This is a genomic window from Vibrio sp. Vb2960, from assembly GCF_033337665.1.
In the GTDB taxonomy this organism is placed as follows: domain Bacteria; phylum Pseudomonadota; class Gammaproteobacteria; order Enterobacterales; family Vibrionaceae; genus Vibrio; species Vibrio alginolyticus.
In genome coordinates this window covers 424,872-439,438 of record NZ_JAWORD010000001.1, presented here as the reverse complement: position 1 = coordinate 439,438, position 14,567 = coordinate 424,872, and the positions used below count along the sequence as shown (strand labels likewise).

At 44.5% G+C, this 14,567-nt stretch carries 12 protein-coding genes; 4 read left to right on the top strand and 8 right to left on the bottom strand.

Going from position 1 to position 14,567, the window contains the following annotated elements; genetic code table 11:
* Window positions 1–181 precede the first annotated feature (181 nt).
* Both speB and speA read right to left on the bottom strand, forming a co-directional pair.
* A complete protein-coding gene (gene speB, locus R7O03_RS01895; RefSeq protein ID WP_237305788.1) occupies window positions 182–1,102 on the bottom strand; it encodes an agmatinase in 921 nt (306 codons plus the stop codon).
* 1 nt (window position 1,103) lies between these two features.
* On the bottom strand, window positions 1,104–3,014 hold the full coding sequence (speA, locus tag R7O03_RS01890) for an arginine decarboxylase (protein WP_033906546.1): 1,911 nt from the start codon (window positions 3,012–3,014) through the stop codon (window positions 1,104–1,106).
* A 323-nt stretch (window positions 3,015–3,337) separates the two neighbouring features.
* Here speA and R7O03_RS01885 point away from each other — a divergent pair, with 323 nt between their 5' ends.
* Window positions 3,338–4,063, top strand: a complete 726-nt coding sequence (locus tag R7O03_RS01885) for an MBL fold metallo-hydrolase (protein WP_213972892.1) — start codon at window positions 3,338–3,340, stop codon at window positions 4,061–4,063.
* 66 nt (window positions 4,064–4,129) lie between these two features.
* Here the strand turns inward: R7O03_RS01885 and R7O03_RS01880 are convergent, their stop codons facing one another.
* The 3 genes from R7O03_RS01880 to R7O03_RS01870 form a co-directional block, all read right to left on the bottom strand.
* Window positions 4,130–4,558: an ATP-dependent zinc protease gene (locus R7O03_RS01880; protein WP_005384193.1), complete on the bottom strand. Its 429-nt coding sequence runs from the start codon at window positions 4,556–4,558 to the stop codon at window positions 4,130–4,132.
* Window positions 4,559–4,623: 65 nt separating this feature from the next.
* On the bottom strand, window positions 4,624–5,529 hold the full coding sequence (rimK, locus tag R7O03_RS01875) for a 30S ribosomal protein S6--L-glutamate ligase (protein WP_005374224.1): 906 nt from the start codon (window positions 5,527–5,529) through the stop codon (window positions 4,624–4,626).
* 329 nt (window positions 5,530–5,858) lie between these two features.
* Window positions 5,859–6,473: a TetR/AcrR family transcriptional regulator gene (locus tag R7O03_RS01870; RefSeq protein ID WP_025768062.1), complete on the bottom strand. Its 615-nt coding sequence runs from the start codon at window positions 6,471–6,473 to the stop codon at window positions 5,859–5,861.
* 155 nt (window positions 6,474–6,628) lie between these two features.
* Here R7O03_RS01870 and R7O03_RS01865 point away from each other — a divergent pair, with 155 nt between their 5' ends.
* Window positions 6,629–7,642 carry an MBL fold metallo-hydrolase gene (locus R7O03_RS01865; RefSeq protein WP_186585616.1) on the top strand — a complete coding sequence of 338 codons (1,014 nt, stop codon included), beginning with the start codon at window positions 6,629–6,631 and terminating at the stop codon, window positions 7,640–7,642.
* 95 nt (window positions 7,643–7,737) lie between these two features.
* Window positions 7,738–8,082 (top strand): DUF5329 family protein, encoded by a 345-nt coding sequence (locus tag R7O03_RS01860; RefSeq protein WP_025768060.1) that lies wholly within the window; start codon window positions 7,738–7,740, stop codon window positions 8,080–8,082.
* Here the strand turns inward: R7O03_RS01860 and R7O03_RS01855 are convergent.
* Both R7O03_RS01855 and R7O03_RS01850 read right to left on the bottom strand, forming a co-directional pair.
* Complete coding sequence (locus R7O03_RS01855) at window positions 8,050–8,949, bottom strand: LysR family transcriptional regulator (protein WP_005384184.1); 900 nt, start codon at window positions 8,947–8,949, stop codon at window positions 8,050–8,052. The two genes, R7O03_RS01860 and R7O03_RS01855, sit on opposite strands and share 33 nt — an antisense overlap.
* Window positions 8,950–10,280: 1,331 nt before the next feature.
* Window positions 10,281–10,619 carry a YggL family protein gene (locus tag R7O03_RS01850; protein ID WP_005374208.1) on the bottom strand — a complete coding sequence of 113 codons (339 nt, stop codon included), beginning with the start codon at window positions 10,617–10,619 and terminating at the stop codon, window positions 10,281–10,283.
* Window positions 10,620–10,885: 266 nt separating this feature from the next.
* On the opposite strand from R7O03_RS01850, the gene R7O03_RS01845 reads away from it, so the two are divergent.
* Complete coding sequence (locus R7O03_RS01845; RefSeq protein ID WP_256896000.1) at window positions 10,886–12,922, top strand: PhoX family protein; 2,037 nt, start codon at window positions 10,886–10,888, stop codon at window positions 12,920–12,922.
* Between the two features lie 99 nt (window positions 12,923–13,021).
* Here the strand turns inward: R7O03_RS01845 and R7O03_RS01840 are convergent, their stop codons facing one another.
* Entirely contained in the window at window positions 13,022–14,413 is a 1,392-nt protein-coding gene (locus R7O03_RS01840; protein WP_225496538.1) for a glycoside hydrolase family 1 protein, read from the bottom strand.
* Between the last annotated feature and the right edge of the window lie 154 nt (window positions 14,414–14,567).

Here is a 14,567-nt window from a genome sequence, read left to right as displayed (position 1 = left end):
GTTAAATTTTTTACTTTTCGTGAATAGAATGAGCCTTATAGGTAACTGGTTTTAATGGTTAAAGTGCAAAAATAAAGCGTCTGCTCGGTTGAGCTGAGTTCACGATGAAACGAGTGAATAAAAGGTAGAGGAAAGCATCAGAAAGAAAAGGGAGCCGAAGCTCCCTTAGAAATGATTATGTCTATTCGCGCTCAGATGCGTATGCGTAAAGCATTTCTAGTGCGATGGTTGCTCCCGCTAGTGCGGTAACATCACTGTGGTCGTATGGAGGCGATACTTCGACAACATCCATACCCACGATATTCATGCCGGCTAAACCACGAATAATTTTCAGCGCTTTGTCTGAGTTCAAGCCACCACAAACTGGTGTACCAGTTCCCGGTGCGAAGGCCGGGTCTAAGCAGTCGATGTCAAAAGTGACATATATTGGCTTGTCTGCGACGGTGCGACGAATTTCTTCTAGGATCTCGTTCACCGGCATGTCATTCGCTTGCATCGCATTAATCACATTGAAGCCGTGATCTTGCTGTTTGTACTCCGTACGAATGCCGATTTGTATTGAGTTCTTCGCTGAGATCAAACCTTCTTTCGGCGCATGGTAGAACATCGTACCGTGGTCGTATGAACTGCCATTTGCATAGGTGTCCGTATGAGCATCAAAGTGAATCAAAGCCATTTGGCCATGATGCTTCGCATAGGCACGTAGGATAGGTAGCGTGATGAAGTGGTCACCGCCCAATCCCAACATGGTTTTACCACTTTTTAGAATTTCACTGGTTGCCGCTTCAAGGCGGTAAGTAAAATCTTCCGCATCACCGCAATCGAACACGAGATCACCTGCGTCGATCACTTTCAGTTTATCCAATACGTTGAAGCTCCACGGGAACTTCTTACCTTCCCATGCCAAGTTGACTGAGGCACGGCGAATTGCATCTGGACCCATACGCGCACCTGGACGACCAGATGTTGCCATGTCCAGAGGGACTCCCAACACCACAACGTCTGCGTCTGCCGATACCGGGTTACGAATGTACGGCAGACGTAAAAACGACATAGAGTTGGAGTAAAGCGAATAATCAGTTTTAGTAAACAAATCATTCATATCAGAAGTCCTCTAAATAGGTATATCCTGCTAGACCTTGTTCTAGTTCTGCTAGGATTTGTGCTTGTTCATTGGCTTCAACTCGCTGTGAAACCAATTGTTTATAATTGTCACGAATCGCATCCACGTCGATATGAACGTAGCGCATCATGTCTTCTACACTATCACCTTCGTTGATGTAACTGATCTCAAATTGACCATGTTCATCAACATTGACTACAGCACTGTGGGTATCACCAAATAGGTTGTGCATGTCACCAAGGATTTCTTGGTATGCGCCTACTAGGAAAAAGCCCATTAGGTACGGTTTGTCTTTGCTCCAAGCTGGTACAGGTAGCGTGCTCTCGATGCCTTGACCATCAACGTAGTGATCGATCGCGCCATCAGAGTCACATGTGATGTCCAACATCACTGCACGACGTTCTTCCGCCTCGCCAAGACCAGAAAGTGGCAGAACAGGGAACACCTGATCAATACCCCAAGCATCTGGTAGAGATTGGAAGAGAGAGAAGTTCACGAAGAACTTATCTGCAAGACGTTCGCTCAACTCGTCCAGAATCGGACGGTGGAAGCGATTCTTAGTGCTCATCTTTCGGCTTAATTCGAAGTAAATGCGTAGTGACAATTGTTCTGCCCACGCACGTTGTTCCAAGTTAAGCACGCCTGTAGCAAATTGAGAGTGCACTTCTGCCAAATCACTTTGGGTATCATTGTAAATCTCAATTAACGCACGAGCGTCTGTACCATCTTGTAAGTTTTCCCAGTTTCGCCACATGTTTTGTAGCAAAAGCGGAGCGTCATCATCAAGCTCATGTACTTCTTCCGGTAGGTACGACTCGGTACCAATTACGTTAGAAATCAATACAGCGTGGTGCGCTGTTAGCGAGCGACCCGATTCCGAAATGATCACTGGCATTGGTTGTTCGTATTGCAGACACACATCGCCCACTGTGTTCACGATATTACGTGCGTATTCTGCAAGGCCGTAGTTCATCGAATTCGATGATTGGCTGCGTGTGCCGTCATAATCCACTGCCAAGCCGCCGCCCACATCGAAGTACTCGATGTTTGCACCGAGTGCGCGTAGTTCGCAGTAGAAACGTGCAGACTCGTTCACACCATTGCGTACATCACGGATGTTTGCCATCTGTGAACCAAGGTGGAAGTGAACCAGTTGCATCGCGTCTAGGTTGCCTTCGCGTTTAAGACGTTCAATAACGCTAAGCACTTGCGATGCTGATAAACCAAACTTCGATTTTTCACCGCCACTTGCTTGCCATTTCCCTGCGCCTTGAGAGGCGAGGCGAATGCGTAAACCAAGGCGCGGTTTTACGCCCAAACTTTTCGCTTCTTCTAGTACCAGATCCAGCTCAGAAAGCTTCTCTAGTACGATGAATACCTTGTGACCCAGCTTTTCACCGATCAGTGCAAGACGCACATACTCACGGTCTTTGTAGCCATTACACACGATTACGGAGCTACCTTGTTGAGCCAATGCAAGTACCGCCAACAATTCTGGCTTGCTACCCGCTTCAAGACCAAGCTGCTTGGTTTCTAGTTGAGCTTGGCTCGCTAGAATTTCATCCACCACTTCACGTTGTTGGTTTACTTTAATTGGGTACACCAACAAGTATTTGTTTGGATATTGGTATTCTTCAATTGCTTGGTTGAATGCGTGGCAAATACCATGCACACGTTGGTGCACGATTTGCGGGAAGCGTACTAATACAGGCAGATTTAACTGCTTCGCTTCTAGCTCATTTACAATAGCGCTGAAAGGGATTTGATGTGCACGATCACTACGTGGTGATACATATACTTCGCCTTGGTCATCAATGCCGTAGAAACCTTGGCTCCAGTAGTGAACGTTGTAGTCCGCGCGGATGCGGTCTAATTTAGTTGCTTTTTCCAACTCGATTCTCACAAAAATGTACTTAACTCCTTAATTAATTAGAAGGAAAAGTACAAAAAAGCAAATCATGAGGCATTTACCTCATACCCTGACACGAACTCCGTGTGCGCGCATTAACGGATAAAAGGGCCCTTGAGTCTAATGATTAAAATCTATCATCTCGATTATGATTTGTTGTCGTCGCTACGTGTGAATATTTGTTTACCGAAGCGTCCATTCTGCTGTTATAGTTGGTCTGACCAGTAAGGATTCGGTCATGAAGCATCTCACTAAAATAAGGACATATTTTGCAGCTGCACAGAATTCAGGGGTACATTCAGACCATGTATCTCGCCGAATATCCCGATAGATTATTGTTGCTTGATGGTGCCAGTCGAGCAGACGTTCCTCATCTTAAAGACTTTATTGAACATCAACTCCATCGTCCTTTTTCTGATCTAAAGTTGGTTGTTGTGACCCACATGCATCCAGACCATGCTGGTGGTGCGCACAAACTACGTGACTTAACAGGATGCAAGCTATTGGCCGCAAAGCGAGAGAACCAGTGGTATAGCGGTGTAGACGGTTGGCTAATGCATTTGACCGATTTGATGTTAGCACGCTGGATGGCGAATCGGATGCGTAAACCAAAGCAAAACCTGTGGTATTCCCGCAAGCTAAAGCCAGATATTGAACTTATTGATGGAGAGTTTATTCCTGGATTTGATGATTGGCAGGTGCTAGAAACACTAGGGCATACCGACCGAGATCTGTCGGTTTATCATTCTGAACAAGATGTACTGTATGTGGCGGATTTAATGGTGCAGGTGAAACAGCATCTGATTGCGCCGTTTCCCATATTTCATCCGAATCAATATCGGCAATCATTAAAGCGTGTGTTTGAGATGAATCCGCAATGTTTGCTTTTGGCACATGGGGGAGAGGTGACTTTGGATGAAAAAGCGTATCAGCACATTTTGAATACAGCGCCGACTAAGCCAATGACGCACTGGCGAGTGACAAAAGTTAAAGCGAAGGGATTGTTGTTTGCGTTATTTCGTAGGAAGTAGGCTAAGATAAAGCCAGACGAGTGATGCTCAACAAAAACGTTCGATCACTCATCTGAAGCTACGGGGTTAAGATGCCAATAAGTGAGATTGGCTAGGATCAACGAGCACTTTGTCTGCCATACCCTGACGACCTAACAACATCATGTAAGTCATTTTTTCACGGTTAGTCAACGTAATGTCGATTGGCCATTGTTGGTCGCCCATACGCAGCATCGTTGTGATCACGCAGCGGTGCTCAAAAGTACCGTTAGAAGATTTAACCTTACGGTTTGCTTTTAGTTTCGCTGTGCAGCGAACCACTTGTTCTAAATGGTATACATCTGGGTGCAGATCGAATGCAACATAAGACTGACCATCTTTTTCAAAGCAATCAATATTGTCTACATGTAATGAAGAGGTTTGAGCGCCTGTATCAATACGCGCTTCAAGGTGAGTAATCCCTAACTCTGGCAAGCAAATAGCTTCGGCATTCCCAATGATCATTTTCTGATTCATAGTGTCATCCTAGCGACGAGTAACAAGAGAGCCGGTTTTTGGCTCTCTTGTGCGTTAAACAAAAATCAACCTTTACCGCGAGTACGGTTTGAATTTGGCTTAGCGTTTTTCTCGATAAAATCGAAGATCATACCTGCAATGTTTTTACCAGTTGCTAGTTCGATGCCTTCTAGACCAGGGGAAGAGTTCACTTCCATTACCACTGGGCCATTTTTAGATTGAAGGATATCCACACCACAAAGGTTCAAGCCCATCACTTTCGCTGCATTTACAGCGGTCGCACGCTCTTCTTTGCTCAAACGCACGAGTTGTGCAGAGCCACCACGGTGAAGGTTAGAACGGAACTCGCCTTCTTTTGCTTGGCGCTTCATTGCGGCAATCACCTTATTACCGACAACAAAACAACGGATGTCCGCGCCTTTTGCTTCTTCGATAAATTCTTGCACCATGATGTTAGCTTTCAAACCCATGAAAGCTTCAATCACGCTTTCTGCCGCTTTATTTGTTTCAGCAAGTACAACACCAATGCCTTGAGTGCCTTCTAGCAATTTAATCACTAGAGGTGCGCCACCAACGTTTTTGATCACGTCCTGAATGTTGTCAGGATGGTGAGCAAAGCCAGTGCGTGGCAAACCGATGCCTTTACGTGATAGCAGTTGTAATGAGCGCAACTTGTCACGAGAGCGGCTGATCGCGACAGATTCGTTGACACAAAATGTACCCATCATTTCAAACTGACGTACAACAGCAGTGCCGTAAAACGTAATAGATGCCCCAATACGTGGAATAACAGCATCGTATTGCGGTAATTCTTCACCCTTGTAGCGGATCTTAGGGTTGTTGCTCGTAATGTCCATATAACAGTGAAGCGTGTCGATCACATCGATTTGATGCCCACGTTCTTCACCCGCCTGTTTTAGGCGCATGGTTGAATATAAATTCTCATTACGAGAGAGAATAGCAATACGCATGGCAATTCCTTAGTAAGTCAGTACCAAATTAAAATATAAGTATAGAGCATAGAATGCAGTAGGCAGGTGATCATGTTATGACATAACCTACTTACTTCAACGATTTAGAATTGTGGTTGAACAACCACGTCGTCAGAGGTGCGCACCTTAGGGCGTTTTTTTGTGAGATGAAAACGAAAAAGCATCGTCGACACGACAAAAATATTTTATCGAACGCTCACGCCTTGCGGTATGAGACTGTCAAGGGTGAGATAAATAAAATTGAGCAAAAATTTCATCGCTTTGTCACGAATTATCGCTTAAAAAAGCGGCCAATTTGACCGCTGTTTTTAGCTGTTTTGATAGTGACTTAAAAAAAGTTCCGCCGTTTGGGTAGCTAACAGCCTAGATTCTTCATTCGACAAAGAGGGGCGAATTCCCATTAACTGCGGCCAGAATGCACTGCCTTTAAGTAAGTTGTGCAATTGAGTGCTTGCTATATGTACATCATCAATTTGCAAAGCGCCACTGTTCGATTTCTCAGTAAGCCAGCGGTATAGGGCGGTTTCCTGTTTCGACATTTGTTCTGCTTGTTCTTTGAGATCTTCCGGCTTAAATAAGAAGTGCCCAAATGCCACTTTTGCCAGCTCAATATAGTTTGGTTCCGTTACCACAATGATCTCGCTGTAGAGTAATTCAATCAATTGATCTTTGAGTGGCAGAGTGGCCAAGCGTTTAATATCGCTTTCCATCATTGACGAACGCCAAAGCTCAGTCAGCAACTCCGTCACGATCGCTTCCTTAGAAGGGAAGTGATTATAGACCGTGCGCTTAGAGACTTGTGCGATTGCAGAGAGCTTATCCATGCTGGTGTTTTGCACCCCAAACTCTTGGAACGCTTGCCTTGCCGCGCATAAGATGGCTTCTCTTTTGGTTTCGCTACGACTTTTTCTTTTTACATTCATAAGCTTGCTAATTTAAGAAGATCATTTCTTGATCTATTTTACACTAAGTAGTTTACTTTTGATAATTAGAATGTAAACTGCACTGTGTAGTTTACTTTTGTTCGGGTTAACTTTTTATGAAAAAAACTTTGCTAGCCACAGTAGGAGCGTTCGCGATGGGTACATCCATGATTTCTTGTTCTAATGTTGATACTGAAAAAGCGCCAACATACCCGGACAAATTTGCAAATACAGAGTTGGAATACAAAAGCGGTTTGGGCGACATGTTCGAAATCATGAAAGCGTATTTTACGACTGGGCGCCTTAACCCAACACCAACGATTGAAATTCCAGTGCATGCGATCACAGCGCGGCAACTGTTAGAAGAGCAAGATGACGTCATCTATCGTCTGGGTCACTCAAGCGTATTAATGAAGCTCGATGGAAAACTGGTGATGACCGACCCTGTATTCAGTGATCGCGCGTCTCCTGTGAAATGGGCTGGGCCAAAACGTTTTCACAAAACTCCCATCACGATAGAAGATTTGCCAACTATCGATGTGGTGGTGATCAGTCATGACCATTACGATCACCTAGATAAAGCTTCTATTAAAGTGCTAGGCGACAAGGTGGGCACTTTCTTGGTGCCGTTAAAAGTTGGCCAATTACTGGTGAATTGGGGTGTACCCAAAGAGAAAGTGATCGAACTAGACTGGTGGGAGTCACACTCTGTTGACGGCATTGAATATACACTAACTCCGACTCAGCATTTCTCTGGTCGAGGTTTGACAGACCGCGATACGACTCTGTGGGGCAGTTGGGTTATCAATGCACAACAACACAAAGTGTTCTTCAGTGGTGACTCTGGTTACTTCAATGGCTTTAAAGAGATTGGCGAAAAGTACGGTCCGTTTGACTTCACCATGATTGAAACAGGTGCGTACAATGAACTCTGGTCAGACATTCACATGTTCCCAGAGCAAAGCGTTCAAGCACACATCGATGTGCAGGGCAAAGTGATGATGCCGATCCATAACAGCACGTTTGATTTATCAATGCACGATTGGAATGAGCCAATGCAACGCGCGTTAGATATTAGTGAAGAGCGCGGTGTAACGTTAGTGAGCCCTGAGATTGGTCAACGCTTGGCGATTGCGGAGCCTCAGCCTGCTCAGGCATGGTGGCAATAATTGCTGAGCTAAACAGTCAAACACCAGAATAGTTAAGTCACTTATCAGTAGTTACTATTAGTAGTTATGTGGTCAGGGATAAGGATAAAGGTGCGATGAAAGCAAAGTGGACGTTGTTACTTACATTAAGCATTCTGCCTACCTTTGCACTAGCAGGGGTAGAGCAAGATATTTCGACGTTGATAAAACGAGTTGAGCAATCCTCTTGCACCTTTATCCGCAACGGCAAGGCGTACACTAATCAAGAAGCGGCAGAACACATGCGCAATAAATGGGATTACGCCAAAGATGACGTTGATTCCGTGGATGTGTTTATAAAAGAGGTCGCGTCAAAGAGCTGGTTATCTGGCAAACCATATTGGGTGGATTGCCAAGACAAACGCATTACCAGCGAAGAGTGGCTAACATCATTGATGCGCACCACCGATCACATCCAATAACACTTCTTTGATGGTCTGATAGCGCAGAGGTAGAGCACGACTGCGCTTACGAACTAGAAATAGCTCTTCACATACAGTGTTTTTCAATTGAGCAATGTGTAACGTGTCTTTTAGCGGAAAATTGTCGACCGCACTTTGAGGCAGCACGGTGAAGCCAAGTCCTTTGCTGACAGGTAGCAAAATTTGGCTCAATTGATTTACGTAGCCGGATAATGGTAAATCGCTCATCTTAATTTCTTGGAGCTGTGGTTCTTCACACTGGTCAAAAAACAGCGTCATGTAATGCTCAGCATCAGGGTGGCTAATGACACCACAGTCATGCAAGAGTTGTGGCGTTATCTGCTTATTTTGATAATGCTTTGGCAGAACCAAGCACAACCTCTCTTTACCAATTCGCTCACTGTGAAACAGACCTTTGTTGGGAACATCAGTCACGATACCAATATCGATGTGCCCTTGCGTTATGGCGTTGAGAATAGATTGATTTGGCGCGGCTTCTAAATGTAACGATAAGCTCGGGTGCTGTTTTTGCTTCTCCAAAATGGGCCCATACAACATTAACGCCATTGCACCAGAACAAGCCAGTTTACAATGGCCTGAAAACGCATCATCAAAACTGAGCTCTTCGAGCAACTTCTTCTCTCTATCTTCTAACTCGAGCGCATATGCGTAGACAATCCTGCCTTGCTCGGTTAATTCGAAGCTTTTGTTTTCGCGCTTGATCAAGGCATGCTGACAACTTTGCTCTAATTTTTTGATGTGTTGGCTGACGCCAGGCTGAGTCATAAAAAGTTTTTCTGCCGTTTGCGTAAAATGACCGACTTCAATCAATGTCTTAAATGTATGTAACCAAACAGGATTAAGCATAGTGTGTGATTTTCTGAGAGCTTTGTTGGGAGACGTAAAGAAAATGATAGCACGGTGTTTTATGAAAACAGAGAAGACTTAAACGATAAAGATGAATCGTTATCAATACATTACAGACAAAATAAAACCCCGCCTGGTTTCCCAGACGGGGCTTATTCTTTTTCGCAGCAATCCAGCTACTAATAGGTGCTCCCTGCATCTATCCTTGATTGTGGCTAAGTCCTTTAACCGAGTTCCTTGTTCATCGCCTTCCTAGCGGTGTCCATTCTTGCCTATCATCCTGACGGGCGAACTCTATCCTAGAGCTTAATTACATCCTTGCTGACAACTCATCCTAAGCTATCAAATCTTCATCCTGAAGATACCCAATCCTTTAGGCTTTTTTCCTGTTCCCGCCAACATCCTGTCGACAAATTGAGTATTGATGTTTTGCTGATTTGACTCAATTAACTTTTCTAAATTATTTTTACTTATTATTTTAAGTGAATTTAAATATTACTTTTAAATCATATGTTTAATGTTTTTTCTGGCATTGCTCTTAGAGGTGATTAATCTGTTTGCTTACAACTCTTGTAAGAGATCTCGCACAAGTTTGGTGGTGAATGTATTAATGTGCGCTTTTTGTTCCGAGTTCTGTGGATTGAACTGGATCACAATGCGTTAAAAGGGAGGCGATAAAGATGAAAGTGAATTGATCTTGAGTAGAGATTTGTTTGAAAAGAAATAAAAAATCTTGCGGTTTTTATAAACAGTATGGTAAATCTGAAATGCCCACCTTGTTAATCCTTATTAAGATTCAATGACAGTATAAGTAGGGAACTTGATTGCCATTTTTCTGTCATATCTGGTGAGTAAGTTAACCGTGTCAGATAGATAATATGCCGTTTGCCAGTAAAAATAGGCTGCAAGATATCGGTAATTATCATTATGTTGTGAAATTGGTCACGGTTAAATGATTGATTCCCTTATAGATTGAAGGGGATACGACCTTAGACAATAAGCTCCATGAGGAGCGTTACTTATATAAGATGAGGGACTTTACTATGAAAAAGACTAGAAGAGCTCAGCTACATCGTGTGCGTATTCAATACTGGAAAGACACGAAAGACGCACCAGCTAAAAAATCATAGTTAATTATACCTAAAGGCACGAGCTGGCTGTGGAACGCAGTTTCCCGTTGATTGCCAGCTCAAAAACGCCACAATCACTCCGCGCAACTTCCCAAGCACCCTATTTTTACTATCGCATTCTTCAAAAAATAAAAAAGCCAGTCTTAAGACCAGCTTTCTCTACCATTTACTGAGCTCTGCGTATTACAGGTTGCCCTTTAGTTACAGGTAGTTGGCGTCAACTAGTTCGCCCGCTTGCGCGCTTTTCACTTCTGGGCGTGCTTCTAACCATTTGATAACTTGCGCTTTCTGTTCTTCAGTCGCACTGCCGTAACGGTCAGTAGAACATAGGAAGCCTTCAAACAGTTCTAGACCACCGCCACCGAAGCAAAGGCCAAGCTCGTCAATGTAGTCGATAAAGTCATCAACGAATGCATCGTAACGGTCGAAGTCGTTAATGTCTGTTTCACAGCTGATCTCGAAACCTAGGATTGCGAACTCACCTAAGAACAGCTTTTTACGGATACGACGGCTCTTGTTATCGATCTTGTCTAATTTCATGATTATCTCTCGTAGATGATTTGATTTCGTACACCTTATACCTTCTATCACACTTTAGCCCAAGTAAAATCAGAATGAAGCGATACAGTTGGTGATTATGTGACCAGAATTTAATTGCTTCGTTAGCTGTGTTGGTTGGTTTGCAGTATTGTTGAAACACAAGTTTCATATGTTTTAAGCACTTTTGTCATTTTTCTTATCCAAACTTCTTGCCGTTCAACTAATCACTTATTTATTAATTAAACTATAAGATCGGGAAAGTAAAAATGAGCAAGGAAACCTTTGACGCGACGCGTTATAACCAAAGTGAAAACAAACCATTTGAAGAAGTATTAGAAGCGAGCCTATCTCGACGCAGCATTCTGAAAGGTGGTTTAGGTATCAGTGCGATGACAGCGTTTGGTGCTTTCGGATTGGCTGGTTGTAACTCGTCTGACTCAGGGAGTACAGTAAGCAGTGGTTCGGGCGCATCTAAAGCCGTTCTTAACTTTGAATCTATCCCTGGCTCACTCACTGACGCAGTTTCAATTCCACAAGGTTACACCGCACAAGTACTAGTACCTTGGGGAACACCACTTAATGCACAAGGCAGCGCATGGCAAAATGATGGTACCAACACCAGTACCGATCAGTTAAATGCGCTAGGCATGCACCATGACGGCATGCATTTTTTCCCATTGAACGATAGCACTACAGATGGCTTGCTATGCATTAACCACGAGTACATCGACACAGCAGCACTGCATCCAAACGGTCCGACGGTTGAAAATGGCGTACGTACCATTGTAGATGAAGTGCGCAAAGAGATTAACGCGCACGGTGTATCAGTGGTTCGCATTCAACTGGAAGATAACATGTGGAAGTTGGTTGATACCGACCCACTAAACCGTCGTTATACTGGTGCGACAGTCATGGATTTGTCTGGCCCGGTAGCCCACACATCTTTAACTGTCACTCGTTTCTCGCCAGATGGCAGCCAAGCGCGTGGTACGTTAAACAACTGTGGCAACGGCTACACGCCGTGGGGCACGTACTTAACGTGTGAAGAGAACTGGCCAGGTTACTTTGTTAATGCCGGGACTCGTACAGAAGAGCAAGATCGCATTGGTGTCGATGATCAAAGTACACGCTACTTGTGGGAGACATTAGCAGGAAATGCAGAAGAGCGTCTTGATGAGTTCTCTCGCTTTAATGTGGCTCCAACAGGAGCAAGTGCGATGGATGATTACCGTAATGAAGCCAATGGTCACGGTTACATTGTCGAGATTGACCCTTACACGCAAAACTCACGTGCGAAGAAACGTACTGCGCTAGGTCGTTTCCGTCACGAGGGCTGTACTTTCGGTAAGCTTGAAGAAGGCAAACCAGTGGTATTTTATTCTGGCCACGATTCTCGCTTTGAATACCTATACAAATTTGAATCTGCGGCAGCGTGGGATCCAGCAGATGCTAACCCTGATAATCGCTTGGCGATGGGTGACAAGTACATGGACGAAGGCACACTGTATGTGGCGCGCTTCAATGAAGACAGCACAGGTACTTGGTTACCATTAACGCTTGATAGCGTAACAACCGCTGGTGGTACGTTAGCGGATCACTTTAACTCACTGGCTGAAATTATCATCAATACTGCTGGCGCGGCGGATTTAGTTGGGGCAACACCAATGGATCGACCAGAGTGGTGTACGGTTGATCCATTCACGGGTTCAGTATATTTAACATTGACGAACAATACGCGCCGTACAGATGAAACCAATCCTGCGAATCCACGTTTGAATAATAAGTTTGGTCATGTTATTCGTTGGGATGAAGGTGCTTCAGCAACTGACTTTACTTGGGATATCTTCGTGTTTGGCTCTCCGGCAAACGGTGATGCGGACACTAACCGTTCGAGCTTGACCGAGCTTAACCAGTTCGCGAGCCCAGACGGATTAGCGTTTGATGGCCGTGGTATTTTGTGGATTCAGACTGATAACGGCGCAGATGAAGTTACGTCTTACACCAATGATCAAATGTTGGCTGTTGTGCCATCTAAGCTAACAGATGAGAATGGTGATCAAGCTGTGATTGGTGCGGATAATCAAGCTGAATTGAAACGCTTCTTTGTCGGACCAAATGGTTGTGAAGTAACAGGCTTTACCATCAGCCCTGATTACAAATCATTGTTTGTGAATATTCAGCACCCAGGTAACTGGCCATACAGTGAAGATGCAGCCGAAGAAACGCCTGCTGGTGTTTCTGTGCGCCCACGAGCGGCGACAGTGGTTATTCGCCGTGAAGACGGTGGAGAGATTGCAGTTTAATCTCTAAATGAATAAACACCTTAAAATTCAAGCCCTGCAATTGCAGGGCTTGATGGTTTAGGCGAATGCCTAGTTGCACTTTATACCTAGACAACAGGCTTAGCTTTTCAATGAACCGCCTGAAGTACGAATCACGTCTTGATACCAGAAAAAGCTTTTCTTACGTTTACGTTCTAGCGTTCCTTGCCCATCATCATGACGATCGACATAGATAAAGCCGTAACGTTTGCTCATCTCAGCGGTTGAGTTCGCGACCAAATCGATTGGCCCCCAGCTGGTAAAGCCCATCAACTCAACGCCATCCAGAATCGCTTCGTGTGCTTGCACAAGGTGGTCGTTCAAGTAAGCGATGCGGTAATCATCTTGAATCTCACCGTTTTCATCGATTTCATCACGTGCACCTAAGCCGTTTTCTACGACAAACAGTGGTTTTTGGTAGCGATCGTGAAGGAAGTTCAGCAGAATGCGCAGGCCTTTTGGATCGATCAACCAGCCCCATTGGCTCTTCTCAAGATATGGGTTTGGTACGCTATCGACAATGTTACCCACTTCCTTCTGTTTCGGGTCTGCACTTGCACAGCCACTTGCGTAGTAGCTGAATGAGATGAAATCGACACTTGCCGATGCAATTTCTTCTAAGTCGCCTGCTTCCATCTGAATTTCGATGCCGTTTTCACGGAAGTAACGCTTCATGTAGCCAGGGTACTGACCACGTGTTTGCACATCACCGAAGAACAACCACTTGTTGTTTTCATGCATTGCTGCCAGCACGTCATCAGGATTACAGGTGTATGGGTAGTTGATTGCGCCAAGCAGCATGTTACCAATCTTGCCGTTTGGTACGATTTTCTGACACAGTTTTACCGCTTTTGCGTTTGCGACTAGCTGGTGGTGAATCGCTTGGTAAATCTCTTGTTCATTGGCGTCTTCTTGCAAACCAACACCAGTAAATGGTGCGTGTAGAGACATGTTGATTTCGTTGAAGGTTAACCACAGCTTCACTTTGTCTTTGTAGCGTTCCAGCACGGTGCGAGCATAACGTTCGAAGAATTCGATGACGCGACGATCGCCCCAACCGCCATAGTTTTCAACCAGTGCGTAAGGCATTTCGTAGTGAGATAAGGTCACGAAAGGTTGGATGTTGTGCTCGGCAAGTTCGTCAAAAATTTTATCGTAGAACGCCAAACCTTCTTCGTTAGGTTCTAGTTCGTCCCCGTTCGGGAAGATGCGGCTCCATGCCAAAGAGAGACGCAGACAGTTAAAGCCCATCTCTTTGAACAGCGCGATGTCTTCTGGGTAGCGATTGTAGAAGTCGATCGCCACGTCTTTGATACCCGGTGTACGCTCTTCACGGGTTTGATGCGGACTCAAAATACCGTTTGGCAGCATGTCTGATGTCGATAACCCTTTACCCCCAAGGTTGTACGCCCCTTCTACTTGGTTTGCAGCAATGGCACCACCCCAAAGAAAATGTTCAGGAAACTTAATCATGCTTCTCACTCTTTATATTTAGGAAATATTTGTGGATTTATTGCTTGAGAATAGTGTAGGAGACACCTCGATACTTGTATCGAGATCGTATTTTTATCAGTTCATCACCAAACGTCAGTAATGATAAACATTGATATATAGGATGGTTGTTAAC

Excerpts from the sequence above, each read along its gene's own strand:
- speB (WP_237305788.1), bottom strand. The coding sequence starts at position 1,102 with ATGAATGATTTGTTTACTAAAACTGATTATTCGCTTTACTCCAACTCT.
- R7O03_RS01885 (WP_213972892.1), top strand. The coding sequence starts at position 3,338 with ATGTATCTCGCCGAATATCCCGATAGATTATTGTTGCTTGATGGTGCC.
- R7O03_RS01880 (WP_005384193.1), bottom strand. The coding sequence starts at position 4,558 with ATGAATCAGAAAATGATCATTGGGAATGCCGAAGCTATTTGCTTGCCA.
- rimK (WP_005374224.1), bottom strand. The coding sequence starts at position 5,529 with ATGCGTATTGCTATTCTCTCTCGTAATGAGAATTTATATTCAACCATG.
- R7O03_RS01870 (WP_025768062.1), bottom strand. The coding sequence starts at position 6,473 with ATGAATGTAAAAAGAAAAAGTCGTAGCGAAACCAAAAGAGAAGCCATC.
- R7O03_RS01865 (WP_186585616.1), top strand. The coding sequence starts at position 6,629 with ATGGGTACATCCATGATTTCTTGTTCTAATGTTGATACTGAAAAAGCG.
- R7O03_RS01860 (WP_025768060.1), top strand. The coding sequence starts at position 7,738 with ATGAAAGCAAAGTGGACGTTGTTACTTACATTAAGCATTCTGCCTACC.
- R7O03_RS01855 (WP_005384184.1), bottom strand. The coding sequence starts at position 8,949 with ATGCTTAATCCTGTTTGGTTACATACATTTAAGACATTGATTGAAGTC.
- R7O03_RS01850 (WP_005374208.1), bottom strand. The coding sequence starts at position 10,619 with ATGAAATTAGACAAGATCGATAACAAGAGCCGTCGTATCCGTAAAAAG.
- R7O03_RS01845 (WP_256896000.1), top strand. The coding sequence starts at position 10,886 with ATGAGCAAGGAAACCTTTGACGCGACGCGTTATAACCAAAGTGAAAAC.
- R7O03_RS01840 (WP_225496538.1), bottom strand. The coding sequence starts at position 14,413 with ATGATTAAGTTTCCTGAACATTTTCTTTGGGGTGGTGCCATTGCTGCA.